The sequence below is a fragment of the Streptomyces albicerus genome (assembly GCF_008905045.1).
Lineage (GTDB): Bacteria > Actinomycetota > Actinomycetes > Streptomycetales > Streptomycetaceae > Streptomyces > Streptomyces albicerus.
The window spans coordinates 69254-82197 of record NZ_VWMY01000029.1 but is presented as its reverse complement, the minus strand read 5'-3'; the positions used below and the strand labels follow the sequence as shown (position 1 = coordinate 82197).

Annotated in this window: 14 protein-coding genes; 4 read left to right on the top strand and 10 right to left on the bottom strand. The window is 71.1% G+C overall.

Annotated elements, in window-relative coordinates; translation table 11 throughout:
- Window positions 1-217 precede the first annotated feature (217 nt).
- Entirely contained in the window at window positions 218-955 is a 738-nt protein-coding gene (locus GAS53_RS26350; protein WP_151480237.1) for a GntR family transcriptional regulator, read from the bottom strand.
- A gap of 128 nt (window positions 956-1083) precedes the next feature.
- Between GAS53_RS26350 and GAS53_RS26345 the strand changes: the two genes are divergently transcribed.
- Window positions 1084-2097, top strand: a complete 1014-nt coding sequence (locus GAS53_RS26345) for a Gfo/Idh/MocA family protein (protein ID WP_151480187.1) — start codon at window positions 1084-1086, stop codon at window positions 2095-2097.
- Window positions 2098-2338: 241 nt separating this feature from the next.
- Here the strand turns inward: GAS53_RS26345 and GAS53_RS26340 are convergent, their stop codons facing one another.
- The 3 genes from GAS53_RS26340 to GAS53_RS26330 form a co-directional block, all read right to left on the bottom strand.
- Complete coding sequence (locus GAS53_RS26340) at window positions 2339-3523, bottom strand: cytochrome P450 family protein (RefSeq protein ID WP_151480186.1); 1185 nt, start codon at window positions 3521-3523, stop codon at window positions 2339-2341.
- Between the two features lie 109 nt (window positions 3524-3632).
- Window positions 3633-4304, bottom strand: a complete 672-nt coding sequence (locus GAS53_RS26335; protein WP_151480185.1) for a response regulator — start codon at window positions 4302-4304, stop codon at window positions 3633-3635.
- A 151-nt stretch (window positions 4305-4455) separates the two neighbouring features.
- A complete protein-coding gene (locus GAS53_RS26330; protein ID WP_151480184.1) occupies window positions 4456-5724 on the bottom strand; it encodes a sensor histidine kinase in 1269 nt (422 codons plus the stop codon).
- A 169-nt stretch (window positions 5725-5893) separates the two neighbouring features.
- On the opposite strand from GAS53_RS26330, the gene GAS53_RS26325 reads away from it, so the two are divergent.
- On the top strand, window positions 5894-6100 hold the full coding sequence (locus GAS53_RS26325) for a hypothetical protein (RefSeq protein ID WP_151480183.1): 207 nt from the start codon (window positions 5894-5896) through the stop codon (window positions 6098-6100).
- A gap of 3 nt (window positions 6101-6103) precedes the next feature.
- Here the strand turns inward: GAS53_RS26325 and GAS53_RS26320 are convergent, their stop codons facing one another.
- The 3 genes from GAS53_RS26320 to GAS53_RS26310 all read right to left on the bottom strand — a co-directional run bounded on the left by GAS53_RS26320 (window position 6104) and on the right by GAS53_RS26310 (window position 7678).
- The gene (locus GAS53_RS26320) at window positions 6104-6496 is read right to left on the bottom strand and encodes a ribonuclease domain-containing protein (protein ID WP_151480182.1); all 393 of its coding nucleotides are present in this window, start codon (window positions 6494-6496) and stop codon (window positions 6104-6106) included.
- Between the two features lie 198 nt (window positions 6497-6694).
- Window positions 6695-7324: a dihydrofolate reductase family protein gene (locus GAS53_RS26315; RefSeq protein ID WP_151480181.1), complete on the bottom strand. Its 630-nt coding sequence runs from the start codon at window positions 7322-7324 to the stop codon at window positions 6695-6697.
- 66 nt (window positions 7325-7390) lie between these two features.
- A complete protein-coding gene (locus GAS53_RS26310; RefSeq protein WP_151480180.1) occupies window positions 7391-7678 on the bottom strand; it encodes a hypothetical protein in 288 nt (95 codons plus the stop codon).
- 218 nt (window positions 7679-7896) lie between these two features.
- Here GAS53_RS26310 and GAS53_RS26305 point away from each other — a divergent pair, with 218 nt between their 5' ends.
- Window positions 7897-8670 carry an SDR family oxidoreductase gene (locus GAS53_RS26305; protein ID WP_151480179.1) on the top strand — a complete coding sequence of 258 codons (774 nt, stop codon included), beginning with the start codon at window positions 7897-7899 and terminating at the stop codon, window positions 8668-8670.
- Between the two features lie 154 nt (window positions 8671-8824).
- Here the strand turns inward: GAS53_RS26305 and alc are convergent, their stop codons facing one another.
- Window positions 8825-9931, bottom strand: coding sequence for an allantoicase (gene alc / locus GAS53_RS26300; protein WP_404829290.1), 1107 nt, complete (start codon window positions 9929-9931; stop codon window positions 8825-8827).
- Window positions 9932-10024: 93 nt separating this feature from the next.
- Window positions 10025-11374 carry an allantoinase AllB gene (allB, locus tag GAS53_RS26295; protein ID WP_192583284.1) on the bottom strand — a complete coding sequence of 450 codons (1350 nt, stop codon included), beginning with the start codon at window positions 11372-11374 and terminating at the stop codon, window positions 10025-10027.
- Window positions 11375-11636: 262 nt separating this feature from the next.
- Here allB and GAS53_RS26290 point away from each other — a divergent pair, with 262 nt between their 5' ends.
- Complete coding sequence (locus GAS53_RS26290) at window positions 11637-12437, top strand: IclR family transcriptional regulator (protein WP_151480177.1); 801 nt, start codon at window positions 11637-11639, stop codon at window positions 12435-12437.
- Window positions 12438-12496: 59 nt separating this feature from the next.
- Here the strand turns inward: GAS53_RS26290 and GAS53_RS26285 are convergent, their stop codons facing one another.
- A complete protein-coding gene (locus GAS53_RS26285) occupies window positions 12497-12811 on the bottom strand; it encodes a DUF5955 family protein (RefSeq protein ID WP_151480176.1) in 315 nt (104 codons plus the stop codon).
- Between the last annotated feature and the right edge of the window lie 133 nt (window positions 12812-12944).

Sequence of the window (12944 nt, the reverse complement as noted above, 5' to 3'; positions counted from 1 at the left end):
GAGCCCCTTCGCTGCGCTCGGGGCGGCCCTGGAAAGTTGCGGACCGTTTATCGGCTGCGGGTCCGTCGTGGCTGATCGCGCAGTTCCCCGCGCCCCTTATGGGGCGCCTCGGTGTGCGGTGTTTCCCAGCTCGTGACGAAGATCATCGAGGTCGTTGCCTGCCGCCATTTGGCGGGTCGGTTCGTCCAGGGTGTTGAGACCGTGGCGAGCCGGCGCCTCAAGGTCGTACGAGCAGCTGGAACTCGAAGGAGTAGCGCGAGGCGCGGTATGTGTGGGTGCCGAACTCGACCGCGCGGCCCGTGTCGTCGAAGGTGGTGCGCTGCATGGTGAGGAGGGGGGCGCCCTCGGGCTCGCCGAGGCGTTCGGCCTCCACGGCCGTCGCGGCGCGGGCGCCGACGGACTGGCGGGCGCTGTGCAGGGTGATGCCCGCGGCGCGCATCAGCCGGTACAGGCCGGTGGCCTCCAGCTGTGAGCTGTCCAGGTCGAGGAGGCCCGGGGGCAGGTAGTTGCAGAGGTACGCCATCGGCTCGCCGTGGGCCAGGCGCAACCGCTCCACGCGGTGTACGTCGCTGTCCTCGGGCACCGAGAGGGCGGCAGCCACCTCGGCCGTCGCCGGGACGACGGTGTTGACGAGGACCCGGGTCGCCGGGCGCTGCCCTGCCGCCTCCAGGTCGTCGTAGAGGCTGCTCAGCTCCAGCGGGCGCTTGACCTGGCTGTGCACGACCTGGGTGCCGACGCCGCGGCGGCGTACGAGGAGGCCCTTGTCCACGAGTGACTGGATGGCCTGGCGGACCGTGGGGCGGGACAGGCCGAGGCGTCCGGCCAGCTCGATCTCGTTGCCCAGAAGGCTGCCCGGAGTCAGGGCGCCGTGCTCGATCGCCGCTTCGAGCTGCTGGGCCAACTGGAAGTACAGCGGCACCGGACTGTTCCGGTCGACGCTGAGCTGAAGCGGCACGGTCGGGTCCACGTCTGGTTTGGGCACGGGCCGAGCGTAGCTCCGGTGAATGATGACGGGAAGTTGTGAAGTTCGATTGTCCGGACAAAGCGTTGACAGGGTGGAGGGTCCGCCCTCAGTTTGGTCCCATGCGCATCGGACTCATCGGGACGGGTCGTATCGGTACATTTCATGCGACCGCCCTCAGTCGGCACCGCGAGGTCGGCGGCTCTCTCATCGTCACGGACGCGGACACCGCGCGGGCGCGTCGGCTCGCGGACCGCCTGGGCGCCACGGCGGCGCCCGGCGTGGACGAGATCTTCACCTGGGGTGTGGACGCCGTGGTCATCACCGCGGCCACCTCGGCTCACGGCGAACTGATCGGTCGGGCAGCACGGGCCGGGATTCCCGTGTTCTGCGAGAAGCCCATAGCGCTCGACCTGCCGGGCACACTCACCGCCATCACCGAGGTCGAGACCGCCGGAACGATCCTGCAGATGGGCTTCCAGCGGCGCTTCGATTCCGGCTACACGGCCGCGCGCGAGGCGGTGCGCTCGGGCCGGCTCGGGCGGCTGCACACCGTGCGCGCGATGACGTCCGACCAGGCGCCGCCGCCGGTCGCGTATCTGCCGCTGTCCGGCGGGCTGTACCGGGACACGCTGGTGCACGACTTCGACATCCTGCGGTGGGTGACGGGGCGCGAGGTCACCGAGGTGTTCGCGATGGGCTCGGACGCCGGGCCCGCGATGTTCCGCGAGGCGGGCGACATCGACACGGCCGCGGCCGTCCTCACCCTGGACGACGGCACCCTCGCCTCGGCGACGGCGACTCGGCTGAACGGCGCCGGGTACGACGTACGCATGGAGCTGGCCGGGGAGCTGGACCAGATCGGGGTCGGGCTGGACGACCGTACGCCGATCGCCTCCACGGAACCGGCGGGGCCGCCCGCCGCGACCAAGCCCTGGACCGGGTTCCTGGAGCGGTTCGGGCCCGCGTACGAGGCGGAGCTGCACGCGTTCGTCGAGGTGGTGCGCGGGGAGCGGGCCAACCCGTGCGACGGGCGGGAGGCACTGCACGCGCTGCGGATCGCGGAGGCGTGCGAACGGTCCCGGCGCGAGCGCCGGTTGGTGTCGCTGGCGGAGATCCCGGGCGGCCGGGACTGACGTGACACCAGGGCGCCCCGGCGGCCGGGGCTGATGTAGGTCAGGGAGCCAGGCGGCCGGGGCTGACCTAGGCCAGGGACCCAGGCGACCGGGGCCCGCGCCTGCGTCAGGGCGCCCAGGCGATCAGCACCACGCCCGGGACACACCCGTACACCCATACCCGCATGCCGCGCCGGGGGCGCCGGCCACGGCGCGCGCCGCCGCCCTGGCCGACCACCCGATTCCCCCACGTCCGCACCGCCTACCAGCGCACCGGCAAGTGCCGGACCCCCCGCATCAGCATCCCCGGCAGCCAGCCGCTCGGGGGGCCGTCGAGGGCCAGGTCGGGGCAGCGGTCCAGCAGTGTGCGGAGGGCGACGCTTGCCTCGGCGCGGGCGAGCGGCGCGCCCAGGCAGTAGTGGATGCCGTGCCCGAAGCCGACGTGGCCGCGGGCGTCGCGGCGGATGTCGAAGCGGTCCGGGTCGGGATAGCGGCGGGCGTCGCGGTCCGCGGCGGTGAGGCCGATCATCACCGCCTCACCCGCCTCGACGGTCGTGCCGCCTATGTCGAGCGGCTCGGCGGCGTACCGGAACGTCGCGTTCTCCACCGGTCCCTCGTAGCGCAGCATCTCCTCGATCGCGCCGTCGATGAGGGTCATGTCGGCCCGCAGCGCGGCGAGTTGGGCGGGGTGGGTGAGCAGCGCGTGCACCCCGCCCGCGATGAGGTTGACCGTCGTCTCGTGCCCCGCGATGAGCAACACGAACGCCATGCCGCGCAGTTCCTCGGGCGAGAGCCGGTCGCCGTCCTCGGCGGTGGTGCGGATCAGTGAGCTGAGCAGGTCGTCGGCGGGTGGGGAGCACCGCTTGTCCTCGATCAAGTCCGTGAGGTACGCGGCGAGTTGGACGAAGGCCGCGTACTCGCTCTCCTGGTTCGTGGGTGCCACGGCCTCGGTCGAGATGGCACGGAACGCGGCCCGGTCCAGCTCGGGTACGCCGAGCAGCTCGCAGATGACCGTGAGCGGCAAGGGGTACGCGAACGAGTCGACGAGGTCGGCGCGACCGAGCGGGAGCACCGCGTCCAGCAGGTCGTTCGTGATCTGCTGGATGCGCGGGCGCAGCGCCTCGACACGGCGCGGGGTGAACTCCCGGGAGACGAGCCCGCGCAGCCGGGTGTGCTCCGGCGGGTCCGCGGTCAGCAGATACGTACCGATCAGGCCCTCGTCGAGGAACGAGAGCCCGATCTTCTTCCCGTCCTTGGACAGCCGCGGGTCCGCGAGCGCCGCCCGCGCCTCCTCGTACCCGACGACGAGCCATGTCTCGTGGTGGTCGACCGGCGGCGGCAGCCGCACCCGGTGCACCGGTCCGAGCGCGCGCAGCTTCGCGTACACGGGATGCGGGTCCTCGGTGAATCCCGGTCCGAACTCCCCGAGATCGATCAGTGCCGTCATGACGTTCCCCTCCGCCCCGTCCCCCGTCCCCATCCCCCTGACAACGCGTGTGCCCAGCCGCTAGTGCCCGGCCGCTAGTGTCTGTCCGGCATGATCCGCCGGACAGGCACTAGTGGCCTTCCCCCTCCAAGAGCCCGGCGTCGTACGTCAACAGGGCGATCTGCACACGGTTGTTGAGGTCGAGCTTGGCGAGGATGCGGGAGACGTGCGTCTTGACGGTGGCGATGCTCATGAACAGTTCGGTCGCGATCTCGGCGTTCGAACGGCCCTGGCCGACGGCGACGGCGACCTCGCGTTCGCGGTCGTTGAGCGCGGCGACGCGCGTGCGGGCGCTCGTGCGCCGGGTGCCGAGGGCGCTGCCCGCGGCGTGCGCCATCAACTGCCGGGTGACGGTGGGCGAGAGGACGGGATCGCCGGCCGCGACGCGGCGTACCGCGTCGAGGATCTCCGCGGGCGGGGTGTCCTTGAGGACGAAGCCGGCCGCGCCTGCGCGGAGCGCCCGCAGGACCTGGTCGTCGGCGTGGAAGGTGGTGAGGACGATGACCTGCGGGGCGTCCTTGCGGCTCCTGAGCCGTTCGGTGGCGGCGAGACCGTCCACGGTCGGCATCCGGATGTCCATGAGCACGACATCGGGGCGTGTGCGGTCGACGAGCGCCTCGACCTCGACGCCGTCGGCGGCCTCGCCCACGATCTCGAGGTCGTCGGCGCCGCCCATCATGAAGGAGAGACCGGCCCTGACCAGCGGGTCGTCGTCGACAAGGAGCAGACGGATCGGAGTCATGGGCCTACCGTAATGACACCTGTCCACCGGGCCGCGCGCTTTTCCGCCGCGTCATCCGCGGAACGCGGCGGGAAAGTGACCCTGGCCGAGTCGCGCACGGGGCCCTGACCTCAGGCGCACGCGGCTCACGCTCCGACGTGTGTAGGCGAGCTCAACCCCAGGGCAGCCATGCGCGGACCTCGAATCCGCCGTCCTCGTCGGGGCCGTGCTCGAGGTGTCCGCCCGCGAGCGTGGCCCGTTCGGTGAGGCCGATGAGGCCTTGGCCGGAGCCGGGGACGTGGGGGACGTCGCCGGGCGGCGGCGGGTTGCGTACGGAGATGGTGAGGCCGTCGCCCGGTGCCCCTGACACGGTGACCGTGGCCTCCGCGCCGGGGGCGTGCTTGCGGGCGTTGGTCAGGCCCTCCTGGGCGATGCGGTACGCGGTACGGCCGACGGAGGCGGGGACGGTGGCGGCATCTGCGTCGGCGACGCGGTTGTCGAGCGTGACCTTCATGTCGGCCTCGCGGCTCTCGGAGACCAGCCCTTCCAGTGCGGCGAGCGTCGGCTGCGGCCGCCCGCTCTCGTCGGCGCCGTCGCCGGACGCCCGGAGTACGCCGATGATCTCCCGCAGGTCCTGCAGGGCTTCGTGGGCGCTTTCCCGGATCACCCCGGCGGCCCGCGACACCTCCGCCCGAGGCGCGTCCGGCCGGATCTCCAGCGCTCCGGCGTGCACGCTGAGCAGGGTCAGCCGATGGGCCAGGACATCGTGCATCTCGCGCGCGATCGCCTCCCGGGCCAGCCGCTGAGCCTGCTCGGCCCGCAGCTCCGCCTCGGTCTCCGCCCGTCGCGCCCGGTCCCGCAGGCTCAGCATGAGCTGACGCTTGGACCGCACGAACATGCCCCAGCCGGCCAGAGCGACGGTCAGCAGCCCGCCGAGGGCGACGGACACGATGTACGACAGGTCGGAATCGGGACGCACCCAGTAGTAGACGGGCAACAGCACGATGGAGACGCCGCCCAACCAGGCGACGTACTTGAAGGGCCGGTGCACGGCGAGCGTGAACAGGGCGACGATGGCCGCTCCGCCCGCGGTGTTCGAGACGAAGCCGACCAGGAGCATCGCCACAGCGAGGCCGACCGGCCAGCGCCGCCGCAGCCAGACGGCCGCGCAGGCGAACGCGCCGAGCCACTGGTCGACGACTTCGAGCGCGTACGGCGTGTTCGGCTCCTTGGGCAACGCGTCCGCGCCGAGCAGCCCGATGGCGATGGCCACCAGGAAACAGCTGAAGTCGACGACCCAGTCGCGGGCGGTGCGCTTCGGGCGTCCCTTCGGGCCGACGTTGTCCGGGTCGAGCTCCGCGGTGATGGCCGACGGCAGAAACCACCGGCGCCCTGGCAGGGGCGGGGGCTTCGGCAGCGGCGGAGTACTCACAGCCGACAAATCTACGCATCGATGCCCGCGCGCACCGCCTCTCGCACCTGATCATCTACCAAAGTCGGAGCGCGGCAGACTTTGGACGCAGCCCCGCCGGTCCCATCCCGCACTTCAGTCGGGCATACCTCGCCCCGCGGCCGATGGCGTGGGGGGTCCGCGGGGCGAGGATCCTTGTATGAAGCAGTTACTGGAGATTCTCGGTGTGATCGCCCTCATTCAGGGCGTGGCCGGCCTGGTGTACGAGTTCACCGGCTGGCTGCGCGGCTGGGGCCTCGTACAACGGCTGGACTTCTTCGACGGCCGCGAGATCTACGCGAGCATCGGGCTGCTGGTGCTGTCGATCGCGCTGTTCGCGGCCGCCGAGAGCCAGAAGTCCGGATGAGCGTCAGCAGCTGTAGTTGACCAGCTTGAACGAGGCGTAGTGGTCGGAGGTGTAGTAGTCCTCCTGCTGTTCCTCACCGGTGACGATGCGACGCGCACCGCGCGTGGACGAGCCGGGCGTCTTCACCGTGTACTCGTGGTAGTACCCGGTGCTCTGGGAGGGCAGGATGCCCTCCCGGTTCTGGAAGACGGTGCCGTCCTGGGGGTAGGGGAACGGACCGCCCGACTCGATGAGGTCGAGCGTGTCGTGCGCCTGGGACGGCAGCGAGCCGTAGCAGATGCTGCCCACGGCGGCCGGCGCCGCGTTCGCGGGAACCGTGGCGGCGCCGCCGATGAACAGGGCGGACGTGAGGGCGACCAGAGCGCCGATGCGAGTGGTGCGTGGGGGGAATCTCATGCCCTTAGCATGACGCGCGTAGACCATGGCATGTCAATGTCAAGGACAGTGATTTCGTCCCGCAAGTCGGATGAATTTTCCGGGCGTTAACCTGCGGCACGGCGCGTTCGCACAGTCCCCGCGGGCCGTCGCGTCCGACCCGCGTGGTCCGTTCCAGTGGTCCGTTCCACGAGCCCTGCGGGGACTCTTCCGGGAGCCCTACGCGGACTGCTCCGGGAGTTCGAACGCGCCGTACTCCGGGCGTCCTGCCAGGTCGTACGTGTGGATGGCGACGCCCGTGCTCGTGACGCGCGCCCCGACGTGCTTGAACGCGGTCGGTACGGCGCCCTCGGCGAAGAGCCGGCGGCCCGTGCCCAGTACGACGGGGAAGGACAGCAGGTGCACGGTGTCGATGAGGCCGAGCGCCAGGAGGGACTGGGCGAGGGCGCCACTGCCGTGGATCTGGAGCTCACCTTCGGTGTTCTCCTTGAGGGCCGTGACCTCCTTGGCGAGGTCGCCGCTGATCACCGTGGTGCCGGCCCATTCCGGCTTCGTGAGGCTCGACGAGGCGACGTACTTGGGCAGGGCGTTGAGCTTCCCCGCGACGGGGTCGGCCGGGTCGGTGACCTTGGGCCAGAACCCGGCGAAGATCTCGTACGTGCGGCGGCCGAGCAGAAATGCGCCCGCGCGGCCGAAGACCTCGGTGATGAACTGCCCGAAGTCCTCGTCGTTGTACGGGTAACTCCAGCCGCCGTGCTCGAAGCCGTCGCGGCGGTCCTCGTCGGGGGCGCCCGGGGCCTGGTAGACGCCGTCGAGGGTGACGAAAGAGGTGAGAGTGAGCTTGGCCATGGCGTGTGACTTCTTTCGAACGACTGCTTTCGAATGACTTATTCCGAAAGTGGGGGTGTCCTGTCATCAGCTCAGACCCTCTCGGCACCCGCAACTCATCGGTCGCCGCAGGTGGAACTGTTCCGCGTGCGTCGAGAACAGCCCGTCGGCCGGGCTCTGGCCGAGCCCTGGCCGAGCCCTGGCCGAGCCCTGCTTGTCGCCGCCCCGGGTCTTCTTGCGCGCGTTGGCAACGCTCTCCACCCCGTAATGGATGCCCTCCTCGGAGGCCTCTCCAGGAACGAAGCCCCCGCCACCGCTGCGGCCGGCCTTCCGCCATGGAAGGCAGTGGGCGTGGGCGGTGGACTCGGCCGCCACGAAGGCGTCCTTCTCCGCGAACCACGCGCGCGCGTGCCGGTCGACCTGTGTGGCCGTGCCGGGCCCATTGCCTGGCGCGGCATGCCGCCCATGCCGCCGCCCGTGCCGTCTGAGGCCGGCCTCCGCTGCCCGGAGGGCCGGAGGCCGGAGGGCAGCCCGGTGACCTCGGTGTCCGTTCGCCGCCAGCACTCCGGGGACCGGGCCGCTGGGATGGACCCATGACCTCACAAGCAGGCGTGAACGGAACAGCGGACGGAACAGCGAACGGAACAGTGGCCCTGGTGACCGGCGGCAGCCGTGGCATCGGCGCGGCGACGGCCGTGCGGCTCGCCCGGGAGGGCGCGGATGTGGCGTTCACCTATGTGCGCGACAAGGAGGCCGCGGACGATGTCGTGGGCCGGATCCAGGCGCTGGGGCGGCGGGCGCTCGCCCTCCGCGCGGACTCCGCCGACGCGGAGGAGGCGGCGGCCGCCGTGAGCCGCGCGGCGGAGGGGCTCGGAGGGCTCGACGTCCTGGTCAACAACGCGGGCGTCGGACTGCTCGGCCCACTGGACTCCTTCTCCCTCGCCGACATCGACCGGGTCCTCGCCGTGAACGTACGAGGCGTCTTTCTCGCCTCCCAGGCGGCGGCCTCCCGTATGGGGCGCGGCGGCCGGATCATCACCATCGGTACGTGCATGACGCAGCGCGTGCCCGGTCCTGGCGGCACCCTGTACGCCACCGGCAAGTCGGCCCTCGTCGGGCTGACGAAGGCCCTCGCGCGGGAGTTGGGTGAGCGTGGGATCACGGCGAACATCGTCCACCCTGGGCCGATCGACACCGACATGAATCCGGCCGACGGGCCGTATGCGGCGGGGCAGGCGGCGATGACGGCGGTGGGGCGGTTCGGGACGGTCGATGAGGTGGCGTCGGTGGTGGCGTATTTGGCGGGGGTTGAGGCGGCGTACGTGACGGGGGCGGAGTTCTCGGTGGACGGGGGGCATGCGGCCTGACGCCGTGCGGAGGGGTTTCGCCCCCGCCGCCCCTACCCATTCCCGTCCCCTGGGGCTCCGCCCCAGACCCCGTCGGGGGCCGGCCCCCGAACCCCCGCTCCTCAAACGCCGGAGAGGCTGATTTTCAGCGGGGGTCTGGGGGAAAACCCCCTCCTCAGCCCCCGAGCTCCTGATGCCGCGCAGCCAACCGCCCCGCCCCCTCCTCCGTCAGGGATCCGAACAGCCGCAGACGGGAGATGCCTCCGTCCGGGAAGATGTCCACGCGCGCGTGCGTGCCGACGGCCGGGGACGGCAGGACGAACCGGTGGTTCGTGTCGGGCTGGAGGCGGGTCCGGGGAAGGACCTCCGTCCACTCGCCGTCGGAGCCGTCGCGGACGGACACCGACGCCCACCCCGCCGAGTTGCCCTTCAGATACGCCGTGTCGATCTCGATCGCCCGGACCTCGGACCGCTCGACGAGCCGGTAGCGAATCCAGTCGTTGCCCTGGTCCCGCCGCCGCCGCGTCTCCCACCCGTCGTCCATCTTCCGGGAGCGGCCGGGCTGAATGGTGTTGGTGGCGGGCGAGTAGAAGAGATTGGACGCGTCCTCGACCTGCCCGCCGTTCTCGAGGGCGACGACGTCGAAGGTGCCGAGGACGGACAGCCACTTCGGGTCCGGCACGACCTCGCCGTACACACGGAGGCGCGCGATGCCGCCGTCGGGGTGCTGGTTGACGCGGAGGTGGGTGATGCGCTGCTCGGCGTCGACGGCGAAGCCGTTGGCCGCGTGGCCGCCGACCGCCGTACGGGGTACGAGAGTTGTCCACTTCACGTCGTCCGCGAGGAGCTCCTCCGGGGAGGGGGACCCGGGCACCGAGGTTCCCTCGACCGACACCGCCTGCGGGTAGTTGCCGCGGAAGTGGGCGGTGTCGACGACGATGCCGCGTACGACACCGGGCGCGCCGAGGCGGACGAGCGCCCAGTCGTGGTCGTCGGCCGTGGGCCACGGATGTTCGGCGGAGACACCGCGCCGGCGCCGCGTCTCCCAGCCGTCCATGATCTTGCCCTTGTGCCCGAAGTGCTCGGGGTCGAACTCGGCCCGCCCGGGCAGGAGCAGGTTCTCGCGCTGGGCGAAGAACTCGTCGTTGGCGGCGATGACCCCGGCGCCGAGCTGCCGGTCGGCGAGGTTGGCGTACTGGGTGAAGGGGAAGTCGGCGCTGCGGTGGTCCGCGTACGGGTCGCCGCCTCCGTACGGGTTCGCGTCGCCGGTGAAGCGGGCCACGGGGGATGGGTGCTGCGCCGTCACGGTGATCAGGTCTGCCTTTCGGGGGTCGGCCGCTGCGGGTGCGGGGCGTTCATGAACTTCGGGTACGAACTACGGCTGCCGGAAAAGGAGTTGCCCCCTCGGCTCCGCGAACTCGCCCTCGGCCACGATGCGTTCGCCGCGCAGCCAGGTGGATTTGACGACACCGTGCAGGGTCCGGCCCGCGTACGCGGTGACCCGGTTGCGGTGCTGGAGCGCGGCGGGGTCGACGGTGAAGGTCTCGTCGGGCGCGAGGACCGCGAAGTCGGCGTCATGGCCGGCCACGATGGCGCCCTTGCGGTCGTCGAGACCGACCAGCCGCGCCGTGCGCGAGGACATCCAGCGGACCACGTCCTCCAGTCCGTACCCGCGTTTGCGGGCCTCGGTCCAGACGGCGGACAGGCTGAGCTGGAGTCCGGAGATGCCGCCCCACGCGGTCGCGAAGTCGTCGGTCTTCAGGTCGGCCGTCGACGGGGAGTGGTCGGTGACCACGCAGTCGATCGTGCCGTCGGCCAGCGCCTGCCACAGCAGATCCTGGTTGGCGGCCTCGCGGATGGGCGGGCAGCACTTGAACTCGCTTGCGCCGTCCGGGACTTCCTCGGCCGTCAGGGTCAGATAGTGGGGGCACGTCTCCACCGTGATACGTACGCCCTCGGCCTTGGCGGCGGCGATGAGCGGCAGTGCGTCGCTCGACGACAGGTGCAGCACGTGGACGCGCGCTTGTAGGCGCTTGGCCTGTGCGATGAGGTTCGCGATGGCGGTGTCCTCGGCGTCGCGCGGCCGTGAGGCGAGGAAGTCGGCATACTTCTGGCCGCTCTTCTGAGGAGCCGCCGCGAGGTGGTGCGGGTCCTCGGCGTGCACGATCAGCAGCCCGCCGAATCCGGCGATCTCCGCCAGGGACTGGGCGAGTTGATCCTGGTCCAGTTCGGGGAACTCGTCGACGCCGGAGGGCGACAGGAACGCCTTGAAGCCGAAGACGCCGGCGTCGTGCAGCGGCCGCAGGTCCTTGACGTTGTCGGGCAGCGCGCCGCCCCAGAAGCCGACGTCGATGTGCGCCTTGGACCGGGCGACGTCCTTCTTGGTACGAAGGTGGTCGACCGTCGTGGTCGGCGGAAGGGAGTTGAGGGGCATGTCGACCAGCGTCGTGATGCCGCCGGCCGCCGCGGCGCGTGTGGCGGTCCAGAAGCCCTCCCACTCCGTGCGGCCCGGATCGTTGACGTGCACGTGGGTGTCGACCAGGCCGGGCAGCAGGACGTCGTCGCCGAAGTCCTCCAGCCGGGCCCCGGCGGGCACCTCGGCTTCGTGCGCGAGCACGGCCGTGATCCTCCCGGCGGCGACGGCGACCGAGGCGGCGCGCGTCCCTTCGGGAGTGATGACGCGCGTCGAGCGCAGGATCAATTCGACCAATCCGTCGTCGGACACCCGGACCCCTCTCTATGCCGCACGTTTCCTTCCGCCGTTTACTTCCACGTAACGGAATTCAACGTTCTGTTGAAGGAGTCTTCACTCCCCACTCCACGCCGTCAAGAGTCGACTTCTCCACTGTGCGCGCCACACGGACTCTCTCTGGACGTTTCCACAAAGCGGAATTACACTTCCACCAAGCAGAACGTAACCACACCGAGCCGTGCAGTCAACCAACCGCCGGGTAGGCTTCCCGTCTGCCCGCCTGAAAGGACCGCCCGTGCCGACGTCCAGCGCCAGCGCCACCGACGCCAAGCCAGCTGCCGCCAGCGGTGGCGTCCAGTCCCTCGAGCGCGCCTTCGACCTGCTGGAGAGGATGGCGGACGCGGGCGGCGAGGTCGGCCTGAGCGAGCTCTCCGCGAGCAGCGGGCTGCCGCTGCCCACCATCCACCGTCTGATGCGCACGCTCGTGGCCTGCGGTTACGTACGCCAGCAGACCAATCGGCGGTACGCGCTCGGCCCGCGGCTGATCCGCCTCGGCGAGTCCGCGTCCCGGCTGCTCGGCACCTGGGCCCGCCCCTATCTGGCGCGCCTGGTCGAGGAGACCGGCGAGACGGCGAACATGGCACTGCTCGACGGCGACGAGATCGTGTACGTGGCGCAGGTGCCGTCCAAGCACTCGATGCGGATGTTCACCGAGGTGGGCCGCCGGGTGCTGCCGCACTCCACGGGCGTCGGCAAGGCCCTGCTCGCGCACGTCCCGGCCGACGAGGTGCGCGCGCTCCTGTCCCGTACGGGCATGCCCGCCGCGACGGAGAAGACGATCACGACGCCCGACGAGTTCCTCACCGCGCTCGAAGAGGTACGGCGCGCCGGGTACGCGGTGGACGACAACGAGCAGGAGATCGGCGTGCGCTGCCTCGCCGTCTCCGTGCCCAACTCCCCCACCGCCGCGGCGATTTCGATCTCAGGTCCGGCCGGACGCGTCACGGAGACGGCGACGGAGCGGATCGTGCCCGTGCTCCAGCAGGTCGCGGTGGAGTTGTCGGAGGCGCTGGCGAGTTCGGGCCCGGCTGCCTGAGCGCACTCAACTGACGGGCCAACTCACCACCGTCGCAAGGGAGTTGTCCGGCCGCGCCCTCAGCGCCGCGGCGGCTCCCCGAAGAGCTCCACCGCGCTGCGCACGTCCGCGAGTCCCGAGGCCAGCGCGCTGACCGAGCCGATGGAGCCGGCTATCAGAAGCAGCGAGCGGCGCAGGCGGGGAACCTCCGGCATACCGCTGACGGCCATCGCGGCGAGCGCCGCGAGCTCGTCCTCGGCGATACCGCGATCCGGGAACTCGGCCGGGTGCGCGGCGAGTTCGCGGCGCAGCCTGGACACCGCGGTCCGCAACTCCGCCACCCTCGGATCCTCGTCGCTGCCGGTCACTGGCCTCTGTCCCAAGCTCCGCAACACAGCTCTCCCCCCTCGCACGCCTTTGTGCGCAAGACTTCCGCTCCCGCCCAACATCCCGTGGCGCTGGTCGGGCGCCGGGGACGCGGGCCAGTAAACGCCACCCGGCGCGGTGGGCGCCACTCCGAGGACCGAA

Coding starts and splice junctions, on each gene's coding strand:
- GAS53_RS26320 (WP_151480182.1), bottom strand. CDS start 6,496: ATGAGATTCCCCCCACGCACCACTCGCATCGGCGCTCTGGTCGCCCTC.
- GAS53_RS26305 (WP_151480179.1), top strand. CDS start 7,897: ATGACCTCACAAGCAGGCGTGAACGGAACAGCGGACGGAACAGCGAAC.
- GAS53_RS26325 (WP_151480183.1), top strand. CDS start 5,894: ATGAAGCAGTTACTGGAGATTCTCGGTGTGATCGCCCTCATTCAGGGC.
- GAS53_RS26340 (WP_151480186.1), bottom strand. CDS start 3,523: ATGACGGCACTGATCGATCTCGGGGAGTTCGGACCGGGATTCACCGAG.
- GAS53_RS26315 (WP_151480181.1), bottom strand. CDS start 7,324: ATGGCCAAGCTCACTCTCACCTCTTTCGTCACCCTCGACGGCGTCTAC.
- GAS53_RS26345 (WP_151480187.1), top strand. CDS start 1,084: ATGCGCATCGGACTCATCGGGACGGGTCGTATCGGTACATTTCATGCG.
- GAS53_RS26335 (WP_151480185.1), bottom strand. CDS start 4,304: ATGACTCCGATCCGTCTGCTCCTTGTCGACGACGACCCGCTGGTCAGG.